We start from the raw sequence: 23,055 nt of genomic DNA on the forward strand, positions 1-23,055 counted from the left end.
TCATACAGTTTCAACGCCGGGAGGGTTCTCGGCGTTGTTACTCATACCAATTAACAGGAACCTGGAGAGCCTTTCTTGAGCCAGGAATATACAGAAGATAAAGAAGTTACTCTGAAAAAACTCAGCAGTGGGCGTCGTTTGCTTGAGGCTGTTTTGATTATAGTAACGATATTGGCAGCCTACCTGATGGCAGCGCTGCTTAGTTTCAATCCTTCGGACCCGAGTTGGTCCCAAACCTCATGGCACGAGCCTATCCATAATCTTGGTGGAAGTGTTGGTGCCTGGATGGCCGATACGCTGTTCTTCACTTTCGGTGTGCTGGCTTATGCCATTCCCGCCATTATGGTGATGTTGTGCTGGGCGGCATTCCGCCAGCGTGATGCCAGTGAACATGTTGATTACTTTGCGCTTTCGTTACGCCTGATTGGCACATTAGCCCTGATTTTAACGTCATGTGGGCTAGCGGCATTAAATATTGACGACCTCTATTACTTTGCCTCTGGCGGGGTGATTGGCAGTCTATTCAGTAATGCAATGTTGCCATGGTTTAATGGTGTGGGTGCGACCCTGACGTTGCTTTGCATCTGGGCTGTTGGTCTGACGCTCTTTACTGGCTGGTCATGGTTAGTCATCGCGGAGAAAATTGGTGGAGTAGTCTTAGGATCATTGACATTCATGACGAATCGCTCACGTCGTGAAGAGCGTTATGACGACGAAGATGACGATTATCAGATTGATGATGTGAACGCCGCCGAGCAAGAGCCGAATAAAGCTGTTACAGCGAGTGTGGTTGCCGCAACCGCCTTAGCGGCAAACTCTGCTCATGCCGATGATGATGATGTGTTGTTCTCTGCGCCGTCAGTGACTGACGCGCCAGTTAATCCTCTACAGAATCATGATAATGCTTCGCGAACTGATGGGCTATCGGCAGGAATCAATAATAGCGACGACCCATTATTAAGTACATTACGTGCGACCGATGATAGCGGCTTGTCTCCATTATCTGCTATCTCCTCAGAGGATTCGATTGAACCGGTTATTGGTCATAGTCACGGTACTATCCCTGTAACTGATAGTGTGATGGTAACACCGCCACTCTATTCTTTTGAAATTCCACCAGAAGCGATATCTCCTGCGCCGACCTACGTTGCGCCGCCCGCAGAGCGGCCAGAGCCTCAATTGGGGGCATGGGATAAGCCAGCAGCGTCTGCAAGCCATTCGCCATTTGATTTCTCGGCGGCACAACGTCATAGCGATCAGGTGGAAAGTACTCCTTATATGAATCCTGGGCTGAGCACTGATAGTGATAGTTTGGCCGCAATGGGAGCAACAAATCGCCCGGTATCTACCTCTGGAATAGTGGCGGCAAGTGCAGCTGCTGCTACGTTTATGCCAGCATTTACGGCGACCAGCGATAGCAGTTCTCAGATTAAACAAGGTATCGGCCCTGAGTTGCCACGGCCTAACCCGGTGCGTATTCCAACACGGCGTGAGTTGGCATCCTATGGCATTAAATTGCCGTCTCAGCGTATGGCAGAACAAGAGCAACGCGAGCAGCATGAAGAGGGTGTCCAAAATCCGTCAGTAACAGAGACTCCGTTTGATGCAGGGGCTGCATCGGAAGATGATGATGCATTGCAGCAGGCCATTTTGCGCAAAGCCTTTGCTGAACAGCAATCAGAGCGGTATGGGCAAGCATCAGAAACAGGGATTAATGCTTTCTCGGCACCTGAACCTGAAGACGAGCAGGCTTTGCAAGAGGCGGCTTTACGGAAGGCCTTTGCAGCACAACAGCAGCATCGTTATGGTGAGGTTCATACTGAAAATCACGCAACTAATGTTGTTGAAAATACGAGTGCTGAAGAGATGCAGCCGGTAAATACGCGCAGTGCTTTTACCTTCTCGCCAGTTGCAGACCTCGTCGACGAGAGCCCGCGTGAGCCGTTGTTTACGCTTTCTCCGTATACTGAAGAGGTTGCTCAGCCAGTAGTTGATCACCGCACGCTGGCACCAGATTATCCTGAACAGGCCTCGGCCTATCAGCCATCTGCGCCACAGCAAGCTTATTCAGGGCAAGCAACACCTGTTCAGCCCGCAGCGCCAGTTCAACCGGTTGCACCGGTACAACCAACGCCAGCAATGGACAGTTTGATTCATCCGTTCCTGATGCGTAATGACCAGCCGCTTATTAAACCGACAACGCCATTACCGACTCTTGATCTGCTCTCTTCTCCGCCAGCGGAAGAAGAGCCGGTCGATATGTTCGCGTTGGAGCAAACTGCTCGTTTGGTCGAGGCGCGGTTAGGGGATTACCGGGTAAAAGCTGAAGTGGTGGGTATTTCTCCGGGGCCAGTGATTACGCGCTTTGAGCTAGATTTAGCTCCGGGTGTTAAAGCTTCACGCATTTCCAATCTTTCGCGCGATTTGGCACGTTCTCTGTCTGCCATTGCGGTGCGTGTGGTTGAAGTGATTCCAGGTAAACCTTATGTCGGTCTGGAGCTGCCAAACAAACACCGCCAGACTGTATATTTGCGCGAAGTGCTGGATTGCGCCAAATTCCGTGATAATCCTTCACCACTGGCTATCGTGCTGGGTAAAGATATTGCCGGGCAACCGGTGGTGGCCGATCTGGCCAAAATGCCGCACTTGTTGGTAGCGGGTACCACTGGCTCGGGTAAATCGGTTGGGGTGAACGCGATGATCCTCAGCATCTTATATAAAGCCACGCCAGACGATGTGCGCTTTATCATGATTGACCCGAAAATGCTGGAATTGTCCGTGTATGAAGGCATTCCTCATCTGTTAACTGAAGTCGTGACAGATATGAAGGATGCGGCGAATGCATTGCGCTGGTGTGTCGGTGAAATGGAACGGCGCTATAAACTGATGTCGGCTTTGGGTGTCCGTAACCTTGCCGGGTACAACGAACGAGTTGCTCAAGCCGAAGCTATGGGGCGGCCAATTCCAGATCCATTCTGGAAACCATCCGATAGCATGGACATTTCACCGCCAATGTTGGTGAAATTGCCTTATATCGTGGTCATGGTGGATGAATTTGCTGATCTGATGATGACGGTAGGCAAGAAGGTTGAAGAGCTGATTGCCCGTTTGGCACAGAAGGCGCGTGCCGCCGGTATTCATTTGGTTCTTGCAACTCAGCGTCCGTCAGTAGATGTGATTACCGGTTTGATTAAGGCAAATATTCCAACCCGCATCGCGTTTACCGTCTCCAGTAAAATTGACTCGCGAACTATCCTTGATCAGGGAGGTGCCGAATCACTACTGGGAATGGGTGACATGCTGTATATGGCACCTAACTCTTCAATTCCAGTACGTGTGCATGGTGCTTTTGTCCGTGACCAAGAAGTACACGCCGTGGTTAATGATTGGAAAGCTCGTGGTCGTCCACAATATATTGAGAGCATTCTCAGTGGGAGTGACGACGGTGAGGGCGGCAGTCTTGGATTGGATAGCGACGAAGAGCTGGACCCGCTATTTGATCAAGCGGTGAACTTTGTCCTGGAGAAACGTCGTGCGTCAATCTCCGGGGTTCAGCGCCAATTCCGTATCGGTTATAACCGCGCTGCGCGTATCATTGAGCAGATGGAAGCTCAACAGATTGTGAGTACGCCGGGCCATAATGGTAATCGTGAAGTTTTGGCTCCGCCGCCACACGAGTAATTTCTTGCTTTGACGTCGTTAACATAAATGGGGCCGCTTTGCGGCCCTTATGCAAAGAAGCGTAAAACCGGTATTTATCAGATTAATATGCTAACGCAAAGGCAATGCTTCAGCTAAAGTGCATGGGTTGGTCGAAAATAGGTTTGTAGTCTGCATTCAGTTTGCCGGTCATGGACTTAAATCGCGCTTAGAGTGACAATATATTCGCTTACTGAATCCGCCTTTGTGGCAGCCCGGTTAGGGTGCAATGAATCTTATAAGGTATTTAGAGTAATGAAAAAACTGCTTATTGCTTGCTGTCTGTTGTCAGGTTTAATTTCGGGTTCAGTTCTGGCCGATGCCAGTACAGACTTGCAAGGTCGCCTGAGCAAAGTGAACAGTTTCCATGCTAACTTCTCGCAAAAAGTTACCAGTTCAGATGGCGCAGCCGTACAAGAAGGTGAAGGTGAGTTATGGGTGAAACGGCCAAATCTGTTTAACTGGCATATGACGACCCCGGATGAAAGTGTGTTGATTTCTGATGGCGAAACCTTATGGTTCTATAACCCATTTGTTGAGCAGGCAACGGCGACTTGGCTGAAAAATGCTACCGGCAATACGCCTTTCATGCTGATCACCCGCAATAACCCAGATGACTGGAAACAGTACAATGTGAAGCAGAAGGGTGACGATTTTGAGCTGACGCCGAAAAGTGCTAGCGGCAATCTGAAGCAATTTGCGATTACGGTGACGCCAACCGGCACCATCAAAAGCTTTACAGCAGTTGAGCAAGATGGGCAGCGCAGCGCGTATGTGCTGAAAGGTCAGCAAAACAGCTCAGCCGATGCAAGCAAATTTAAATTTACCCTACCAAAAGGTGTGACGCTGGACGACCAGCGGCAGTGAGGTTTGCGTGAGTAATATGTCCCTCGATTTCTCCCAGAATGAGTTTCAGCCATTGGCCGCGCGTATGCGGCCTTTGACGCTAGAACAATATATTGGTCAGCAACATTTGCTGGCCCCGGGTAAACCGTTACCGCGGGCAATCGTTGCCGGGCAATTACACTCGATGATCCTCTGGGGGCCGCCAGGAACGGGCAAAACGACATTGGCAGAAATTATTGGTCGCTATGGCCAGGCCGATGTTGAGCGCATTTCCGCGGTGACCTCCGGTATTAAAGAAATTCGTGAAGCGATTGAGCGAGCAAGGCAAAACCGCGATGCTGGCCGGCGAACTATTTTGTTTGTCGATGAAGTTCATCGCTTCAATAAAAGTCAGCAAGATGCATTTTTACCGCATATTGAAGATGGCACTATCACTTTTATTGGTGCCACCACGGAAAACCCATCGTTTGAACTGAATTCGGCTTTGCTCTCCAGAGCGCGAGTTTATTTACTGAAGGCATTAACTGCTGCAGATATCGAAAAAGTTATCGATCAGGCGATGTCCGACAGCAGCCGTGGTTATGGCGGGCAGAATATAAAGCTGCCCGATGAAACTCGCCGTATGATGTCTGAATTAGTGGGTGGAGATGCCCGCCGCGCGTTGAATAGCCTTGAAATGATGGCAGATATGGCGGAAATAGATGCCAATGGGGTACGAGTACTGACCCCGGATTTGCTAAAAGAAGTTTCAGGTGAGCGCAGCGCCCGCTTCGATAACAAAGGCGATCGTTATTACGATCTTATTTCGGCTGTGCATAAGTCTATCCGCGGTTCTGCGCCTGATGCGGCTTTATATTGGTATGCGCGCATTATCACTGCGGGTGGCGATCCACTCTATGTCGCCCGGCGCTTATTGGCTATTGCCTCCGAAGATATCGGCAATGCCGATCCGCGAGCCATGCAAGTGGCGATATCTGCTTGGGACTGTTTTACCCGTGTTGGCCCGGCGGAAGGTGAGCGAGCGATTGCTCAGGCGATTGTTTATTTGGCCTGTGCACCGAAAAGTAATGCTGTTTATACCGCGTTTAAAGCGGCAATGCAGGACGCGCGTGAGAAGCCAGATTTTGATGTACCGGAACATCTGCGTAATGCCCCGACCAAACTCATGAAAGAGATGGGGCTGGGTGCTGAGTACCGCTATGCTCATGATGAACAGCATGCTTATGCCGCTGGTGAGAACTATTTTCCACCAGAAATGGCTGCTACTCGCTACTATTCTCCGTCATCTCGAGGTCTGGAGGGGAAAATCGGTGAAAAGCTGGCATGGTTGGCTGAGCAGGATCAAAATAGCCCGATAAAACGCTACCGCTAGCCTTGCTGTTGCGGTAAGGTTAGCGCTATAAATACTTTGTAAGTGGCTGTTTACACCACTTACGTCGTTAATTTCTCCTTTCACAACTATTTATCAATAACTACAAGCACAGGACTAGCATGCTCGATCCCAATATGCTGCGCAATGAGCTAGACGCAGTTGCCGAAAAACTGGCTCGCAGAGGTTTTAAACTTGATGTTGAAATGTTGCGCCAACAAGAAGAGCGCCGCAAAGTTTTACAGGTTGAAACAGAAAGTCTGCAGGCAGAACGTAACTCCCGATCGAAAATGATTGGCGCGGCCAAGGCGCGTGGCGAAGATATCGAACCATTACGTCTGGAAGTGAATGTGCTGGGTGAAAAGCTGGATGCCGCTAAGGCCGAGCTGGACAAGTTGCAAAACGAAATCCGTGATCTGGCATTGTCTATTCCTAACTTGCCTGATGATTCTGTTCCCGTGGGCAGAGATGAAAACGATAACGTTGAAGTCAGTCGTTGGGGCGAGCCTCGCAAGTATGACTTTGAAGTAAGAGACCATGTTTCTCTGGGCGAAATGGCCGGTGGCCTTGATTTCGCAGCAGCAGTGAAACTGACTGGCGCGCGCTTTGTGGTGATGAAAGGGCAAATTGCCCGTATGCACCGCGCGTTAGCGCAATTCATGCTGGATCTGCACACTGAGAAACACGGCTATCTGGAAACTTACGTCCCTTATCTGGTAAACCATGCAACATTGTACGGAACCGGCCAATTGCCTAAGTTTGGTGGTGATTTGTTCCACACCAAGCCACTGGAAGAAGAGTCAGACAGCAGCAACTATGCGCTGATTCCAACTGCCGAAGTCCCGGTGACTAACTTGGTGCGTGACGAGATTCTGGAAGAAGAATCCTTGCCATTGAAAATGACCGCTCATACACCTTGCTTCCGTTCTGAAGCGGGTTCTTATGGTCGTGATACTCGTGGCTTGATCCGTATGCATCAGTTCGACAAAGTTGAAATGGTGCAGATAACTCGCCCGGAAGATTCAATGGCGGCGCTGGAAGAGCTAACCGGTCATGCAGAGAAAGTTCTGCAATTACTGGAATTGCCTTACCGTAAAGTGCTGCTGTGTACTGGTGATATGGGCTTTGGTTCCAGCAAGACTTACGATTTGGAAGTATGGCTGCCAGCGCAGAACACTTACCGCGAAATTTCTTCATGTTCTAACATGTGGGATTTCCAGGCGCGCCGTATGCAAGCTCGTTGCCGCAACAAGACTGACAGAAAAACCCGTTTGGTTCATACCCTGAATGGTTCTGGTTTGGCTGTTGGGCGTACCTTGGTTGCAGTGCTGGAAAACTACCAGCAGGCTGATGGCCGAATCCAAGTGCCAGAAGTCTTACGCCCATATATGGGTGGATTAGAATTTATCGGTTAATAAACCAGGTGAATTAGTTGCCTGAAACTTGTTATTAATCTAAAAGCGCCTGCGGGCGCTTTTTCTTTTTATAATGACCGCCAGCGTTTTGATTTAGTGCTGTAGATGCTGCTAAGCAACATATTGTGCTATCCCCTCCCGCGAGGTAATTGACTTTTTTATCGCCAGTGGCATGATGCGCTCACTTTCATTGTCCCGATGGCTTCAGTCTTATTATGTCCGCATATTCTCGCCCAGTGCTGCTTCTGCTCTGTGGGCTTTTGCTGTTTACGATTTCTATCGCGGTTTTAAATACATTAGTTCCCTTATGGTTATCCCATCAACAGCTGCCAACCTGGCAAGTGGGGATGGTGAGCTCATCATATTTTACCGGGAATCTTGTCGGGACATTAATTGCCGGGCGATTTATTCAGCGCCTTGGCTTTAATCGTAGCTACCATTACTCCTGTATTTTATTTGCGCTAGCGACTTGTGGGCTGATGCTGTCGGTCGACTTTTGGAGCTGGCTGGGGTGGCGTTTTTTTGCCGGGGTGGCCTGCGCGCTGATTTGGGTTATTGTCGAGAGCGCATTACTGCGCAGTGGCACATTAATCAATCGCGGACAACTGCTGGCGGCTTACATGATGGTTTACTATCTCGGGACCGTCACCGGGCAACTCCTCTTGGGCATCGTCTCCACACAATTACTTAACGTTATCCCTTGGGTCAGTGCGTTGGTGATTACGGCGATGTTGCCACTGCTATTTGCCCATTTCTCGCATCAAGGTGATAGTGAATCATCACATGTTGCCGTTTGGCCGATGCTGAAGCGTCGTAGCGCGCGTCTGGGGATTAATGGCTGCATTATCTCAGGTGTGTTATTAGGTTCGCTCTATGGGTTGTTACCGCTGTATTTGTCCCATCAAGGAATGAGTGATGCGAGCGTCGGGTGGTGGATGGCACTGCTGGTCAGTTCGGGAATTGTGGGGCAGTGGCCGATAGGTAAAATGGCAGACCGCTATGGCCGGCTACTGGTGCTGCGCATTCAGGTATTCGTCGTTATCCTTGGTAGCGTGGCTATTCTGGGTAACTATGCCTTGGCTCCGGCTCTGTTTATTCTGGGGTGTGCTGGTTTTACCCTCTATCCGGTAGCCATGGCGTGGGCGTGTGAGAAAGCCAGTGCTGATGAGTTGGTGGCGATGAATCAGGCATTATTGATGAGTTACACCATCGGCAGCTTGGCTGGGCCGACGATGACTTCACTGTTAATGCAGCATTATTCGGATAATTTATTGTTCGTGATGATTGCTGGCGTGGCTTTAGTCTATTTAATGATGTTATTGCGCAAACCTGACCAGCAGCACACGCCTTACGCTGCAGTGTAGTGGACAAAAAAATGCCGCCAGCGGAGTAATCCGGCAGGGCGGCACAGTTTGAGCATCAGTGGGGCGCTATTAATTACTCGGTCACTGAGTTAGTAGATAACTTTGTGACCGTAGCTTTCTAAAATGCCTTTTACACGATCCATAATTTCCTTGGATGGTGGTTTAACGCCATCCAGCTTGTATTCTTCGCCCATGGCAATCCATTTGTGCTTACCTAATTCGTGGTAAGGCAGCAACTCGATTTTTTCTATATTGGTCATGTTCTGGGTAAACTCACCCAACATATGAGCTGATTTGTCATCATCTGACCAGCCCGGTACCACCACATAGCGAACCCAGGTTTTCTGGTTACGTTTTGCCAGATAGCGAGCAAATTCCAGCGTCCGGTGATTGGATACGCCGACCAAATTCTGATGCACGCTGTCATCCATCTGTTTTAAATCCAGCATCACTAAATCTGTGGCATCCAATAATTCATCAATCACTGGATCATAACGACGCACAAAGCCATTGGTATCCAGGCAAGTATGAATGCCTTCTTCATGACAGGCGCGGAACCAATCGCGTACAAACTCGGCCTGCAAGATAGCTTCGCCACCAGAGGCAGTCACGCCGCCGCCAGATGCATTCATAAAGTGGCGATAGGTGATGGCTTCTTTGACTAATTCTTCAACGGTAACTTCTTTACCGCCGTGGGTATCCCAGGTATCACGGTTATGGCAATACAGGCAACGCATCAAGCAGCCCTGGAAGAATACGATAAATCGGATGCCTGGGCCGTCAACGGTGCCACAGGATTCGAATGAGTGAATACGACCAAGTACTGACATAGCAGGATTTCTCCAATGCTGGATGAATAAAGGCCCCACTAAAGTGGAGCCTTTAAGTTTATGCCATTTTACTGCGGCAGGGAATTATATCGACTGTGTAAAGGTACGAGTAATCACATCCTGCTGTTGTTCTTTAGTCAGTGAGTTGAAACGAACAGCGTAACCTGACACACGGATAGTCAACTGCGGATATTTTTCCGGGTTTTCCATCGCGTCTAACAGCATTTCACGGTTCATTACGTTCACGTTCAGGTGTTGACCACCTTCGATGGACGACTCGTGATGGAAGTAACCATCCATCAGACCTGCCAGGTTAGCTTTACGAACTTCATCGTCTTTACCCAGCGCGTTTGGCACGATAGAGAAGGTATAAGAAATACCATCTTTCGCATAAGCAAACGGCAGTTTAGCAACGGAGGTCAGAGAGGCAACAGCACCTTTCTGGTCACGGCCGTGCATTGGGTTAGCACCTGGACCGAATGGAGCACCAGCACGGCGACCATCTGGAGTGTTACCGGTTTTCTTACCATAAACCACGTTAGAGGTAATGGTCAGTACAGACTGAGTTGCTACTGCACCACGGTAAGTACGCAGCTTCTGAATTTTCTTCATGAAGCGCTCAACCAGGTCACAAGCGATATCATCGACGCGTGAGTCGTTGTTACCAAATTGTGGATATTCGCCTTCGATGTTGAAGTCAACAGCCAGGCCATCAGCATCACGAATGGTGCTTACTTTGGCATATTTGATAGCAGACAGTGAGTCAGCTGCAACAGACAGACCAGCGATACCACACGCCATAGTGCGATAAACATCACGGTCATGCAGTGCCATCAGCGCAGCTTCATAGCTGTACTTGTCATGCATGTAGTGAATGATGTTCAGCGCAGTAACGTATTGTTTAGCCAGCCAATCCATAAAGTGGTCCATGCGTTCCATGACTTTGTCATAGTCCAGCACGTCATCCATCATTGGCGCTTCTTTCGGGCCAACCTGAATTTTCAGTTTTTCGTCAACGCCGCCGTTGATTGCATACAACATGGTTTTCGCCAAGTTGGCACGGGCACCGAAGAACTGCATTTGTTTACCAACAATCATCGGGCTAACACAACAAGCGATGGCATAGTCATCGTTGTTGAAGTCAGGGCGCATCAGATCATCGTTTTCGTACTGTACAGATGAAGTATCGATAGACACTTTAGCTGCATATTTTTTGAAGTTCAGTGGCAGTTTTTCTGACCACAGAATAGTCATGTTCGGCTCTGGAGACGGCCCCATGGTGTACAGGGTGTTCAGGAAGCGGAAGCTGGTTTTAGTGACCAGAGTACGACCATCAACGCCCATACCAGCCAGGGACTCAGTTGCCCAGATTGGGTCACCAGAGAACAGCTCATCGTATTCAGGAGTACGCAGGAAGCGAACCATACGCAGTTTCATAACCAAATGGTCAATCAGTTCCTGAGCTTCGATTTCAGTCAGTTTACCTTCTTTCATGTCACGTTCGATGTAAACGTCAAGGAAGGTAGAAACACGACCGAAGGACATTGCAGCGCCGTTCTGGGATTTAACCGCAGCCAGATAGCCGAAGTAAGTCCACTGTACAGCTTCACGGGCATTAGTCGCAGGACCGGAGATATCACAACCATATTTGGCTGCCATTTCTTTGATCTGACCCAGAGCACGATGCTGTTCAGCAATTTCTTCGCGCAGCTGGATAGTCATTTCCAGGTCTTTACCGTTTTCCAGATCATCCTGCAGAGAGTTGAACTGAGCCAGTTTGTCTTTCATCAGGTAGTCGATACCGTAAACGGCTACGCGACGATAGTCACCGATGATACGGCCACGGCCATAAGCATCTGGCAAACCAGTCAGTACCCCAGATTTACGGCAGTTCAGGATATCTTTGGTATAAACGTCGAACACACCTTGGTTGTGTGTTTTACGGTAGTCGGTGAAGACTTTTTTCAGTTGCGGGTCAAGTTCACGGCCGTAAACTTTGCAAGAGCCTTCTACCATTTTGATGCCGCCGAATGGGATCAGGGCACGTTTCAATGGTTTTTCAGTCTGCAAACCAACGATGGTTTCCAGATCTTTGTTGATGTAGCCAGCATCATGGGAGGTGATGGTCGCTGCTACGTCGGTATCGAAATCAACTGGCGCATGGGTGCGGTTTTCCAGTTTGATACCTTCCATAACTTGCGCCCACAGCTTGTCGGTCGCTTCGGTAGAGCTGGCAAGGAAGGACTCATCGCCTTCATAAGGAGTGTAGTTTTTCTGGATGAAGTCACGAACGTTTACTTCGTTCTGCCAATCACCTTTGGTAAAACCTTGCCATGCTTTGGCCAATTTTTCATTAAGTTCGGTCATAATGCATCTACCTTTTAATGTGAATTTCTTCGAAAACCGTGTGCGGCCACACTTAGTGCTGCTGGTCACCGCGCAGATAAATTACCCAGTAAGTCAAACCTACCAATAATCCGCCACCAATGATGTTACCGATAGTGACTGGGATCAGGTTATCAATAATAAAGTTACTTACGGTTAAGTGAGCAAATTGCTCAGGTGCTGCTCCTATGGATTGCCAAAACTCAGGCGAAGCGAAGTTTTTAATCACAATACCCATAGGGATCATAAACATATTTGCGATGCTATGCTCAAAGCCGCTGGCAACAAACATTCCCACCGGTAAAATCATCGCGAACATCTTGTCCATTATGGTACGGCCGGAGTAACTCATCCAAACCGCCAGGCAGACCATTAAGTTAGCCAAAATACCCAAACATACTGCTTCAATAAAAGTATGGTGCAATTTGTGGTCGGCGGTTTGTAAAACATTCAAACCCCATTGACCATTTGCCACAGTATATTGGCCTGCGAACCAAATAAGGCACACAAAGAATAGCGCACCGACCAGGTTCCCAACATAGACATTAACCCAGTTACAACCCAGTTGACGCCAAGTAATACGGCCACTGGCTTTGGCGACAGTTGTGAGCACGGTAGAAGTGAAAAGGTCACCGCCACATACCACCACTAACATTAGCCCCAGGGAGAAACAAATACCACCTACTAACTTGGCAAAGCCGAAAGGCACGCCTGCAGTTCCGGTAGTCGCTGTAATATAAAAAACAAACGCAATTGAAATAAACACACCAGCAGTAATCGCTAAATAAAAGGTTTTTAGCGGATGCTTGGTGGCTTTATAGACACCGGCATCTTCGGCTACTTTAGCCATTGCCGCAGGTAATAATGCATCGAAGGGGTTGTCAGCTTTCACACTAACTCTCTCTTAAGGGTTAATAAAGCACAACGAGATACTAGCAAAGCAGTATAGCGTGAAAATTGATGTGGATCATATTGCGCGAGTTTAGTTGGCTCTAAAACACCACAAAATGTGTGCTTAATGAGGTTAACTATTTGATTTTTAATATGAAAAAATATTTTAAGATTTACAAAAAATTTTGAGCGACCTGTTTTAAAGCCGTTGAGAACGTTAAGTAAAAAGAGTGTTTGTAGCTATTTTTATTATTTACCGTCATTAAAAATTAACTATTTATTCACCTCTTTGTCTATTTTATCTGGTGAACAAATAATGTTTGTTTAAAGGTGCTGTTTTTTACCCGAAGTGGCGTCAGAAAATAACGTTTTTTTATGACAAAAACAATTATTGTCTCTGGTGATTTGTATTTATTTTCGTCAGGAATAATTGCAGTAATAAATAGAAGGGCAGAATCAAGGCGTAAAAACTAAAACATAAAAAGAGGTAAAGCGACATTTGCCGCTTTACCTGATGGAGCTTATGCGCCTTTAGTCCAATAACGGCGTTTAGCCGCTTGTAACTTGGCGTAGGCACCGAGCAGCGCCTGATGCGCTGGCAGAGCTTTCAAATCTTCATCCACACTGAACAGGCCATTAAAGCGCTCTTCACCAGCTAATGCTGCAGATGCCGCATCTACCGCTTCCTGACCATACATTTTCACAAAGGCACTGTGATATTGCATTGGTTCGCGATCTGGCTCTTGGGTCAGCAGCAGCAAGGTTTGCAGGCAACGGTAATAATTTGCCTGTTTTGCGGTGAAGACCGAAGAGTTGAAATCTTGTGTCCATTCCACCCAGATCAGCGCTTGCTCCAGATCACCACCGGCTAATGCCAGCATGGATTTCAGTTCACCGACACGCAGGGTATACCAGCCGTTATCTTTACCGGAGGCGATACCGAGCAGCTCGCGCACACGGGCAAAATCATCCAGACCGTCGTCATCCAACTTCTGAATGAGTTCCAGATATTGCTCTGGTTGCCACTCAGTGTCTGGTAGCGCCAGAATGGTGTCACGCAGATGCACACCCATGGTGTTGTTGGCCATCAGCAGGTCTTCGGCAGGATAGATATCTGACATTCCTGGCACCAGAATACGGCAAGCATAAACCCCTAAGTGTTCATAATCAGCAATATACACTTCGGCATCTTCTTGCTTGAAGATAGCCATCAAGGTTGCGAACTCTTCTTCTGTGGTGCCTTTAAAGCTCCAGTCGACAAATGGATAGTCGGCATCTTCTTTAAACATGTCCCAACTGATCAGACCGCTTGAATCGATAAAGTGCGTTTCCAGATTGGTATGCTCAGCCACTTCTTCGTCATCAAAAGTCGGTGCAGTAAACACATCCAGATCTTTCAGGCTGCGGCCTTGCAATAACTCAGTCACCGTACGTTCAAGGGCCACACCAAAGTCTGGATGCGCGCCGAACGAAGCAAAACAGGTGCCATTTGATGGGTTAAACAGCACCACACAAATAACCGGATAAGCGCCGCCTAAAGAAGCATCGTAAGAGAGAATTGGGAAACCTTCTTCTTCCAGCTTGGCAATAGCCTCTACCACACCCGGATAGCGATTGAGCACTTCAGCCGGGATTTCTGGCAAGCTGATGGACTCGGCAATAATGCGATTTTTCACCGAACGTTCAAACACTTCTGACAATGCTTGCACGCGGGCTTCGTTAGCGGTGTTCCCCGCAGACATGCCATTAGAAACATACAAATTGCCAATAATATTCATTGGAATATAGACAGTTTCTAAATCTGACTGGCGGGTGAAAGGCAATGAGCAGATACCCCGCTTGGCATTACCTGACTGTAAATCCACCAGATCACTGGCCAGTAACTCTTGCTCTGGATCGTAAAACGCCAGCAGACGTTGATCCAAAATCCCCTCTGGCAACAGGTTATCCTCAGGAATTGGGAACCATTTCTCGTTCGGATAATGAACGAAATCGCCCTCGGCAATGCCTTTACCCAGATAGAAATCAGCAAAGAAATAGTTGGTGGATAAGCGCTCGAAATATTCACCCAAGGCCGAAGCCAGTGCTGCTTTCTTGCTGGCACCTTTGCCATTGGTAAAGCACAGCGGGCAGTCACGATCGCGGATATGTACCGACCAAACGTGAGGAACTGGGTTCAGCCAGGAGGCTTCTTCAATATTAAAACCGAGGTCGCTCAGTTTTTGCTGAAAGCGGGAGATGGAGTCTTCCAGCGCGGCGTCTTTGCCGGGAATAAAGGTTTGAGTCATTGTCTTCACTTTTTGGCGGTACTAAAAACGCGCAATCATACGGGGTTTTAGCTAATAGCTCCACGTATTCCTAAAGCACAGCAAATGTCACAGTTTTGGTATGGATATTCCGGATAATTCACTAGCTTATAAATAATGGAGTCATAATATGAAGTCTATAAAGCTAACTGTCTTAGCCGGAATCTTAGCAGGGATCAGCGGTTCGGCCTTTGCTCTACCCAATATAACCTTGTTGGCAACCGGGGGAACTATCGCTGGTGGCGGTGATTCAGCCACCAAATCTAACTATACCGCGGGCAAAATTGGGGTCGATGCCCTGGTTAATGCGGTGCCAGAAATGAAAAAACTCGCCAATATTCAAGGTGAGCAAGTGGTAAATATCGGCTCTCAAGATATGAATGACGAGGTTTGGCTGAAATTGGCGAAGAAAATCAATGCCGATTGCGCTAAAACCGACGGCTTCGTGATTACCCACGGTACCGATACCTTGGAAGAGACGGCGTATTTCCTCGATTTAACTGTCAATTGTGATAAGCCCGTGGTGATGGTTGGGGCGATGCGCCCGGCAACCGCCTTGGGTGCTGATGGCCCACTGAATCTCTATAATGCGGTAGTGGTTGCCAGTGATGCCAATTCAGCTAAACGTGGTGTGTTGGTTGCCATGAATGACCAGGTAATGACTGGCCGTGATGTCATGAAAACCAATACCACCTCGGTGCAAACCTTCCAGTCACCGAACACTGGCCCATTGGGCTATATCTATGATGGTAAAGTTAATTATCTGCATCAGCCCGCACCAAGACAGCCTGCTTTCGATATCAGCAAGCTGAATACCTTACCGAAAGTTGGCATTATCTATAACTATGCCAATGCCTCTGATTTACCCGCCAAGGCTTTGATTAGCGACGGTTATCAGGGAATTGTTAGTGCCGGTGTTGGCAATGGCAATCTTTATCATACGGTGTTCGATACCTTGGCAACTGCGGCACATAACGGTGTTGCTGTGGTGCGTTCATCTCGCGTGCCCACAGGCTCGACTACGGAAGATGCTGAAGTTGACGATACCAAGTATGGTTTTGTTGCTTCCGGCGCACTAAATCCACAAAAAGCGCGGGTATTGTTGCAATTGGCACTGACACAAACGCAAAAACCGCAAGAAATTCAAAAACTTTTCCACACCTATTGATTTAGCCAATCTTTAACGGAGGTTGCGGCCTCCGTCTTTTTATTACCTGTAATCTGAAATAAAAACGCTAATACCTTCTGCCAGCTACCTTTAATGGGTATCAGGCAAGGATTTGTGTTTTTTTTAGACTGCGGGAAAATAATAAATGAAAACCTTTGATTTCAACCGGATGGCTCTGGATAAGTTTCCTATTGAATTTTTAGCAGAGGTGGGTATTCGCTGCTTATTTACCTTTGTTTTAGTCTTTTTATTTCTCAAACTGAGTGGTCGCCGAGGTGTGCGGCAGATGTCGCTATTTGAAGTGGTGATCATTCTGACACTTGGTTCTGCCGCGGGTGACGTCACCTTTTATGAAGATGTCCCTATGCTGCCTGTCGTCACGGTATTTATCAGCATTATGATTTTGTACCGTCTGTCCACTTTTCTGATGTCGCGCAGCGAAAAAATACAGCAATGGATGGAAGGTAAGCCGCTGATTATTATCAGCGACGGTGTCTTTGTTTGGAAAACTATGCAGCAGGAAAATATTACCCATGACGAGTTCTTTATGGAGTTGCGTCAGCAAGGTGTGGAGCACCTTGGTCAGGTACGGCTGGCAATTTTAGAGGTCAATGGGGCTATTAGCGTCTTTTTCTTCACTAATGAACAGGTTAAGCCTGGGCTGCCTGTCCTGCCAAAATGTTGCATCAAGCCATTGAGTATCATCGAGAAAAAGGGTGAATATGCCTGTAGCCAATGTAGCCTCATTATTAGGTTATCAGCGGATTCACGGGCTACCTGCCAACGTTGCGGTCATCACCACTGGGTTGAGGCCTTGCACCATCAACGAGCAAAATGAGTTATCTATCGTGCCGTAGCGATAGTATGGGGCCACTTTTGGTGAATAATTTCAAATTAATAGCCAGTTAACGCACAGCCTGCTGTAGCCGAGGTTGAGAGTTTGCTCCTTGCCAGTGAATAACCGTTGCAGCAGGCGGACTCGGATGATAAAACCGAGTGATGGGTTATAACGATGGCAATCTCAGTAGAGTGTGGTGAGGGGAAATGACACAGGTTTATAATTTTAGTGCTGGTCCAGCAATGCTACCGGTTGAAGTTTTACGTCGTGCGGAACAGGAATTACGTAACTGGCATGGTCTGGGTACGTCGGTCATGGAAATCAGCCACCGCAGTAAAGAATTTATGCAGGTAGCTGAAGAGGCTGAAAAAGATCTGCGCGATCTGATGCAGATCCCCGCCAATTATAAAGTGTTATTTTGTCACGGCGGCGCGCGCGCGCAGTTTGCTGCGGTTCCACTGAATTTACTCGGTGACAGTAACAGTGCCGATTATATTGATGGCGGCTATTGGGCGCACAGTGCGGTCAAAGAAGCACAGAAATATTGCACTCCGAATGTCATTGATGTGACGACTCACGAGAATGGCGTCACTGGCATTCAGCCCATGAAACAATGGAAATTGAGTGATAATGCCGCCTATGTGCATTACTGCCCGAACGAAACCATTGATGGGCTTGCTATCGATGAAGAGCCTGATTTTGGTAACAAAGTGGTTGTCGCAGACTACTCCTCATCTATCCTTTCTCGCCCGATTGATGTCAGCCGCTATGGTGTCATTTATGCCGGTGCCCAAAAGAATATCGGCCCAGCGGGTCTAACAGTGGTTATCGTGCGTGACGATTTGCTCGGCAAAGCCCGCCAAGAACTGCCGTCAATCCTTGATTATAAAGTTCTGGCAGAGAACGATTCGATGTTCAATACTCCGCCAACTTTCGCCTGGTATCTCTCTGGCTTGGTATTTAAATGGCTGAAAGAGCAGGGCGGTTTGGGCGAAATGGCAAAACGTAATCAGGCCAAAGCTGAGTTACTGTATAGCGCTATTGACCGCACTGGTTTTTACCGCAATCAGATTGCTACCGCAAATCGTTCTCGGATGAATGTGCCGTTCCAAATGAAAGATCCTTCGCTGGACAAGCTGTTCTTGAGTGAAGCTGAAGCTCAAGGGCTACAAGCCTTGAAAGGCCATCGGGTCGCTGGGGGAATGCGGGCTTCAATTTATAACGCTATGCCAATTGAAGGCGTTAAAGCATTAACCGATTTTATGGCTGATTTTGAACGCCGCCATGGTTGATTTCGCTGTGTGGGTATAAACCTGCACAGATTCATTTATCGCCATTATTTGCATCGTAATTATTCATTAGTAACTTATTCATTAGTGATTTATTAATTGATAGCCACAGCCCCGTGCGGGGCTGTGGTTCATTAAGACTGGAGAGTGCTTTTCCCATGCTGGAATCCCTGACTTTACAACCCATTGCCCTGATTAATGGCACCGTTAATTTACCTGGTTCTAAAAGTGTTTCTAACCGTGCACTTCTTCTGGCAGCGCTGGCTGAGGGGACTACCCAGCTTAACAATTTGTTAGACAGTGATGATATCCGTCATATGCTCAATGCGCTTCAGGCATTGGGGATAAAGTTCCGTCTTTCTGCTGATCGTACTCGCTGTGACGTTGATGGCCTTGGCGGCAAACTGGTTGCCGAGCAGCCGTTGGAGCTGTTTTTAGGCAATGCCGGCACAGCAATGCGCCCATTGGCGGCGGCACTGTGTCTGGGGAATAGCGATATCGTACTGACCGGTGAACCGCGTATGAAAGAGCGGCCAATTGGTCATTTAGTGGATGCATTACGCCAGGGCGGTGCACAGATTGATTATCTGGAGCAAGAAAACTACCCGCCATTGCGCTTACGTGGCGGTTTTCGCGGCGGTAAGCTAACGGTTGATGGCAGTGTTTCCAGCCAATTCCTGACGGCATTACTGATGACGGCCCCTTTAGCTGAACAAGATACTGATATTCAGATTCAAGGTGAGCTGGTTTCCAAGCCTTATATCGATATTACCCTGCATCTGATGAAGGCTTTTGGCGTCGATGTGGTGCATGAAAACTACCAAGTATTCCATATCAAAGGTGGGCAGACTTATCGCACACCGGGAACGTATCTGGTTGAAGGCGACGCGTCATCGGCATCCTATTTCCTGGCAGCTGCGGCGATTAAAGGCGGCACCGTGCGTGTGACGGGTATCGGCAAGAAAAGCGTGCAAGGTGATACTAAGTTTGCCGATGTGTTGGAAAAAATGGGCGCGAAAGTGAGTTGGGGTGATGACTATATCGAATGCAGCCGTGGTGAATTGCATGGTATCGATATGGATATGAACCACATCCCAGATGCGGCAATGACCATTGCCACGACGGCATTATTTGCCGATGGCCCGACGGTGATTCGTAATATTTATAACTGGCGAGTTAAAGAAACTGACCGTTTATCTGCAATGGCGACGGAACTGAGAAAAGTCGGAGCCGAAGTGGAAGAGGGGCAGGATTATATTCGGGTGGTACCTCCGGCACAGTTAATCGCCGCAGAAATAGGGACTTACAATGACCACCGCATGGCAATGTGCTTCTCTCTGGTGGCACTGTCCGATACGCCGGTCACTATTCTGGACCCTAAATGCACCGCCAAGACTTTCCCTGATTACTTTGAACAACTGGCCCGCTTGAGCCAATAATTTCAAGGGTAGATTGACATAATTTAACTGCGTAAATGGGTGCCAATGGGTACCCATTTTTTATGACATAAAGGCGATTTCTGAGCGAGTTATGATTGGCTATCGGCGGTGAAATCTTGGTGATAGATAGATTAGAAATAAATAATTATCGGCTTATCTTGCCCATATCTTCTACACTTCAGCCACAGCCTATGGTTTTATTTTCAGCAACTAAACCACTGCAGGGTAACAGTTCATACCGATGCAGCGTATAATACTGCTCCTGTGTTTGCCCTATCGGGTAGACAAGAGGTTTTGCCTACCGAAAGGAGAGATAAATGACGGCGTCAGCCCCGGTGATAACCGTTGATGGACCGAGTGGTGCAGGTAAAGGTACGCTTTGTAAAGCACTGGCTGAATCGCTGGGCTGGAATTTGCTGGATTCTGGTGCGATTTACCGTGTTTTAGCTTTGGCAGCACTGCATCATCAGGTTGATATCAGCACCGAAGAGGCATTAGTTCCACTTGCCGCGCATCTCGATGTTCGTTTTGTCTCACAGAATGGGCAGTTAAAAGTGATTTTAGAAGGTGAGGATGTCAGCAATGAGATTCGCACTGAAACTGTGGGCAACACGGCATCTCAGGCTGCGGCTTTCCCCCGAGTGCGTGAAGCATTGTTACGCCGACAAAGGGCATTTCGTGAAGCACCAGGCCTGATTGCTGATGGTCGCGATATGGGCACTGTAGTCTTCCCTGATGCGCCAGTGAAAATATTTCTGGATGCAAGTTCGCAAGAACGTGCACACAGGCGCATGCTACAGTTGCAGGAAAAGGGGTTTAATGTTAACTTTGAACGTCTTTTGTCCGAGATACAGGAGCGGGATGACCGCGATCGTAATCGGGCTATTGCACCTTTAGTCCCTGCCGCAGATGCGTTGGTACTGGATTCAACCAGTATGTCCATCGAGCAGGTGATCGAACAGGCGCTGGCTTATGCCCAACGAATTCTAGCGTTGCCGTTAAAAAAATAACGACAATGCGGTCAGTTCTGAGCTCTCAACGATTTATTTTTTAATTAAAATTATTTTTGATGAGCACTTTAACCTTGCTGCAAGGATGTGTGGCGAGGCATGTGAAACAACCCCATCCGGCGGGATGCTAGATGGACGTTAAACTTAAGAATCCTGAAGATTATTAACATGACAGAATCTTTTGCTCAACTCTTTGAAGAATCCCTGAAAACAATTGAAACACGTCCGGGCTCTATCGTCCGTGGTGTTGTTGTTTCTATCGATAAAGATATCGTACTGGTTGACGCCGGTCTGAAATCTGAGTCAGCAATTCCAGCAGAACAGTTCAAGAACGCGCAAGGCGAACTGGAAATTCAAGTTGGTGACGAAGTTGACGTTGCTCTGGACGCTGTTGAAGACGGCTTCGGTGAAACTCTGCTGTCCCGTGAGAAAGCTAAGCGTCACGAAGCATGGCTGATGCTGGAAAAGGCTTACGAAGAAGCTGCAACCGTTACTGGTGTGATCAACGGCAAAGTGAAGGGCGGCTTTACAGTCGAACTGAACGGCATCCGTGCGTTCTTACCTGGTTCACTGGTTGATGTGCGTCCAGTTCGCGATACTCTGCATCTGGAAGGCAAAGAGCTTGAGTTCAAAGTCATCAAGCTGGATCAGAAACGTAACAACGTCGTTGTTTCTCGTCGTGCAGTTATCGAATCCGAGAACAGCGCTGAGCGTGATCAATTGCTGGAAAACCTGCAAGAAGGCATGGAAGTTAAGGGTATCGTTAAGAACCTGACTGACTACGGTGCATTCGTTGATCTGGGTGGCGTTGATGGCTTGCTGCACATTACTGACATGGCTTGGAAACGTGTTAAACACCCAAGCGAAATCGTCAATGTGGGCGACGAAATCACTGTTAAAGTTCTGAAATTCGACCGCGAACGTACTCGTGTATCCCTTGGCTTGAAACAGCTGGGCGAAGATCCATGGGTTGCTATCGCTAAACGTTACCCAGAAAGCACTAAGCTGACTGGTCGTGTAACCAACCTGACTGATTACGGCTGCTTCGTAGAAATCGAAGAAGGCGTTGAAGGTCTGGTACACGTTTCAGAAATGGATTGGACCAACAAAAACATTCACCCGTCTAAAGTTGTTAACGTTGGCGACGTAGTGGAAGTTATGGTTCTGGACATCGATGAAGAACGTCGTCGTATTTCTCTGGGCCTGAAACAGTGCAAATCTAACCCATGGCAGCTGTTTGCAGAAACCCACAACAAAAACGACCGCGTTGAAGGTAAAATCAAGTCTATCACTGACTTCGGTATCTTCATCGGCTTGGACGGCGGCATCGACGGCCTGGTTCACCTGTCTGACATCTCCTGGAACGTTGCAGGCGAAGAAGCAGTTCGTGAATACAAGAAAGGCGACGAAATCGCAGCTGTGGTTCTGCAAGTTGACGCAGAACGTGAGCGTATCTCCTTGGGCGTGAAACAACTGGCAGAAGACCCGTTCAATAACTACCTGTCTGTTAACAAGAAAGGTGCTATTGTTACTGGTAAAGTAACTGCAGTTGACGCTAAAGGTGCTACAGTTGAATTGGCAGGCGGCGTAGAAGGTTATCTGCGTGCTTCCGAAGCAACTCGCGACCGCGTTGAAGATGCGACGCTGGTTCTGAACGTCGGTGATGAAGTTGAAGCCAAATATACTGGCGTTGACCGCAAAAACCGCGTAATCAGCCTGTCTGTTCGTGCTAAAGACGAAGCTGATGAGAAAGATGCTATTGCTACAGTTAACAACAAGCCAGAAGAAGGCAACTTCTCTAGCGCAATGGCAGAAGCGTTCAAAGCTGCAAAAGGCGAGTAATAACGGGGGGCGGTCTTTCTGCCCCTATACGGTAGTTTAGCTGCAAAGCTTGGAGGTAATATGACCAAGTCTGAACTTATTGAAAGACTTGCTGGCCAGCAATCTCACGTACCGGCGAAGGTCGTTGAGGATGCAGTGAAAGAAATGCTTGAACATATGGCTGGAACACTAGCTGAAGGTGAGCGCATTGAGATCCGCGGATTTGGCAGTTTTTCGCTTCACTACCGTGCTCCGCGTGTTGGCCGCAATCCGAAGACTGGCACTAAAGTTGAGTTGGACGGTAAGTACGTTCCACACTTTAAGCCAGGTAAAGAATTGCGCGATCGCGCTAATATCTACGGTTAAGTTGTTTACAACTTTCCGC

16 protein-coding genes are annotated in these 23,055 nt (G+C 48.1%); 12 read left to right on the forward strand and 4 right to left on the reverse strand.

Features of this window, described 5'->3' with window-relative positions:
* Positions 1 to 75 precede the first annotated feature (75 nt).
* From N0H69_RS11150 to N0H69_RS11170, 5 genes are all read left to right on the forward strand, one after another.
* Entirely contained in the window at positions 76 to 3,681 is a 3,606-nt protein-coding gene (locus N0H69_RS11150; RefSeq protein ID WP_050151051.1) for a DNA translocase FtsK, read from the forward strand.
* Between the two features lie 273 nt (positions 3,682 to 3,954).
* Positions 3,955 to 4,566 (forward strand): outer membrane lipoprotein periplasmic chaperone LolA, encoded by a 612-nt coding sequence (gene lolA, locus N0H69_RS11155; protein ID WP_050106298.1) that lies wholly within the window; start codon positions 3,955 to 3,957, stop codon positions 4,564 to 4,566.
* A gap of 7 nt (positions 4,567 to 4,573) precedes the next feature.
* On the forward strand, positions 4,574 to 5,917 hold the full coding sequence (locus N0H69_RS11160) for a replication-associated recombination protein A (protein WP_050151052.1): 1,344 nt from the start codon (positions 4,574 to 4,576) through the stop codon (positions 5,915 to 5,917).
* Positions 5,918 to 6,036: 119 nt separating this feature from the next.
* Positions 6,037 to 7,329, forward strand: coding sequence for a serine--tRNA ligase (gene serS / locus N0H69_RS11165; protein ID WP_050106300.1), 1,293 nt, complete (start codon positions 6,037 to 6,039; stop codon positions 7,327 to 7,329).
* 215 nt (positions 7,330 to 7,544) lie between these two features.
* The gene (locus N0H69_RS11170) at positions 7,545 to 8,693 is read left to right on the forward strand and encodes an MFS transporter (protein WP_050151053.1); all 1,149 of its coding nucleotides are present in this window, start codon (positions 7,545 to 7,547) and stop codon (positions 8,691 to 8,693) included.
* 89 nt (positions 8,694 to 8,782) lie between these two features.
* Here N0H69_RS11170 and pflA read toward each other — a convergent pair whose 3' ends face one another.
* The 4 genes from pflA to ycaO all read right to left on the reverse strand — a co-directional run bounded on the left by pflA (position 8,783) and on the right by ycaO (position 15,087).
* Positions 8,783 to 9,523, reverse strand: a complete 741-nt coding sequence (pflA, locus tag N0H69_RS11175) for a pyruvate formate lyase 1-activating protein (RefSeq protein WP_025378794.1) — start codon at positions 9,521 to 9,523, stop codon at positions 8,783 to 8,785.
* A gap of 84 nt (positions 9,524 to 9,607) precedes the next feature.
* On the reverse strand, positions 9,608 to 11,890 hold the full coding sequence (gene pflB / locus N0H69_RS11180) for a formate C-acetyltransferase (protein ID WP_050151054.1): 2,283 nt from the start codon (positions 11,888 to 11,890) through the stop codon (positions 9,608 to 9,610).
* Positions 11,891 to 11,942: 52 nt separating this feature from the next.
* The gene (gene focA, locus N0H69_RS11185) at positions 11,943 to 12,800 is read right to left on the reverse strand and encodes a formate transporter FocA (protein WP_050106302.1); all 858 of its coding nucleotides are present in this window, start codon (positions 12,798 to 12,800) and stop codon (positions 11,943 to 11,945) included.
* A 520-nt stretch (positions 12,801 to 13,320) separates the two neighbouring features.
* A complete protein-coding gene (gene ycaO, locus N0H69_RS11190) occupies positions 13,321 to 15,087 on the reverse strand; it encodes a 30S ribosomal protein S12 methylthiotransferase accessory factor YcaO (protein WP_050120981.1) in 1,767 nt (588 codons plus the stop codon).
* Between the two features lie 148 nt (positions 15,088 to 15,235).
* On the opposite strand from ycaO, the gene ansB reads away from it, so the two are divergent.
* The 7 genes from ansB (at position 15,236) to ihfB (ending at position 23,036) form a co-directional block, all read left to right on the forward strand.
* Positions 15,236 to 16,273: an L-asparaginase 2 gene (gene ansB / locus N0H69_RS11195; RefSeq protein WP_050106304.1), complete on the forward strand. Its 1,038-nt coding sequence runs from the start codon at positions 15,236 to 15,238 to the stop codon at positions 16,271 to 16,273.
* A 145-nt stretch (positions 16,274 to 16,418) separates the two neighbouring features.
* The gene (locus N0H69_RS11200; protein ID WP_050151055.1) at positions 16,419 to 17,111 is read left to right on the forward strand and encodes a DUF421 domain-containing protein; all 693 of its coding nucleotides are present in this window, start codon (positions 16,419 to 16,421) and stop codon (positions 17,109 to 17,111) included.
* A 206-nt stretch (positions 17,112 to 17,317) separates the two neighbouring features.
* Entirely contained in the window at positions 17,318 to 18,403 is a 1,086-nt protein-coding gene (serC, locus tag N0H69_RS11205) for a 3-phosphoserine/phosphohydroxythreonine transaminase (RefSeq protein WP_050106306.1), read from the forward strand.
* A gap of 155 nt (positions 18,404 to 18,558) precedes the next feature.
* Positions 18,559 to 19,839 (forward strand): 3-phosphoshikimate 1-carboxyvinyltransferase, encoded by a 1,281-nt coding sequence (gene aroA / locus N0H69_RS11210; RefSeq protein ID WP_050151056.1) that lies wholly within the window; start codon positions 18,559 to 18,561, stop codon positions 19,837 to 19,839.
* Between the two features lie 317 nt (positions 19,840 to 20,156).
* Complete coding sequence (gene cmk / locus N0H69_RS11215) at positions 20,157 to 20,849, forward strand: (d)CMP kinase (protein WP_050106308.1); 693 nt, start codon at positions 20,157 to 20,159, stop codon at positions 20,847 to 20,849.
* A gap of 168 nt (positions 20,850 to 21,017) precedes the next feature.
* On the forward strand, positions 21,018 to 22,691 hold the full coding sequence (gene rpsA / locus N0H69_RS11220; RefSeq protein ID WP_004391091.1) for a 30S ribosomal protein S1: 1,674 nt from the start codon (positions 21,018 to 21,020) through the stop codon (positions 22,689 to 22,691).
* A 60-nt stretch (positions 22,692 to 22,751) separates the two neighbouring features.
* Entirely contained in the window at positions 22,752 to 23,036 is a 285-nt protein-coding gene (ihfB, locus tag N0H69_RS11225; RefSeq protein ID WP_004710022.1) for an integration host factor subunit beta, read from the forward strand.
* Positions 23,037 to 23,055 lie beyond the last annotated feature (19 nt).

The sequence above is a fragment of the Yersinia alsatica genome (assembly GCF_025133195.1).
Classification (GTDB): domain Bacteria; phylum Pseudomonadota; class Gammaproteobacteria; order Enterobacterales; family Enterobacteriaceae; genus Yersinia; species Yersinia alsatica.

Coding starts and splice junctions, on each gene's coding strand:
- lolA (WP_050106298.1), top strand. CDS start 3,955: ATGAAAAAACTGCTTATTGCTTGCTGTCTGTTGTCAGGTTTAATTTCG.
- serS (WP_050106300.1), top strand. CDS start 6,037: ATGCTCGATCCCAATATGCTGCGCAATGAGCTAGACGCAGTTGCCGAA.
- N0H69_RS11170 (WP_050151053.1), top strand. CDS start 7,545: ATGTCCGCATATTCTCGCCCAGTGCTGCTTCTGCTCTGTGGGCTTTTG.
- pflA (WP_025378794.1), bottom strand. CDS start 9,523: ATGTCAGTACTTGGTCGTATTCACTCATTCGAATCCTGTGGCACCGTT.
- pflB (WP_050151054.1), bottom strand. CDS start 11,890: ATGACCGAACTTAATGAAAAATTGGCCAAAGCATGGCAAGGTTTTACC.
- ycaO (WP_050120981.1), bottom strand. CDS start 15,087: ATGACTCAAACCTTTATTCCCGGCAAAGACGCCGCGCTGGAAGACTCC.
- ansB (WP_050106304.1), top strand. CDS start 15,236: ATGAAGTCTATAAAGCTAACTGTCTTAGCCGGAATCTTAGCAGGGATC.
- N0H69_RS11200 (WP_050151055.1), top strand. CDS start 16,419: ATGAAAACCTTTGATTTCAACCGGATGGCTCTGGATAAGTTTCCTATT.
- serC (WP_050106306.1), top strand. CDS start 17,318: ATGACACAGGTTTATAATTTTAGTGCTGGTCCAGCAATGCTACCGGTT.
- aroA (WP_050151056.1), top strand. CDS start 18,559: ATGCTGGAATCCCTGACTTTACAACCCATTGCCCTGATTAATGGCACC.
- cmk (WP_050106308.1), top strand. CDS start 20,157: ATGACGGCGTCAGCCCCGGTGATAACCGTTGATGGACCGAGTGGTGCA.
- rpsA (WP_004391091.1), top strand. CDS start 21,018: ATGACAGAATCTTTTGCTCAACTCTTTGAAGAATCCCTGAAAACAATT.
- ihfB (WP_004710022.1), top strand. CDS start 22,752: ATGACCAAGTCTGAACTTATTGAAAGACTTGCTGGCCAGCAATCTCAC.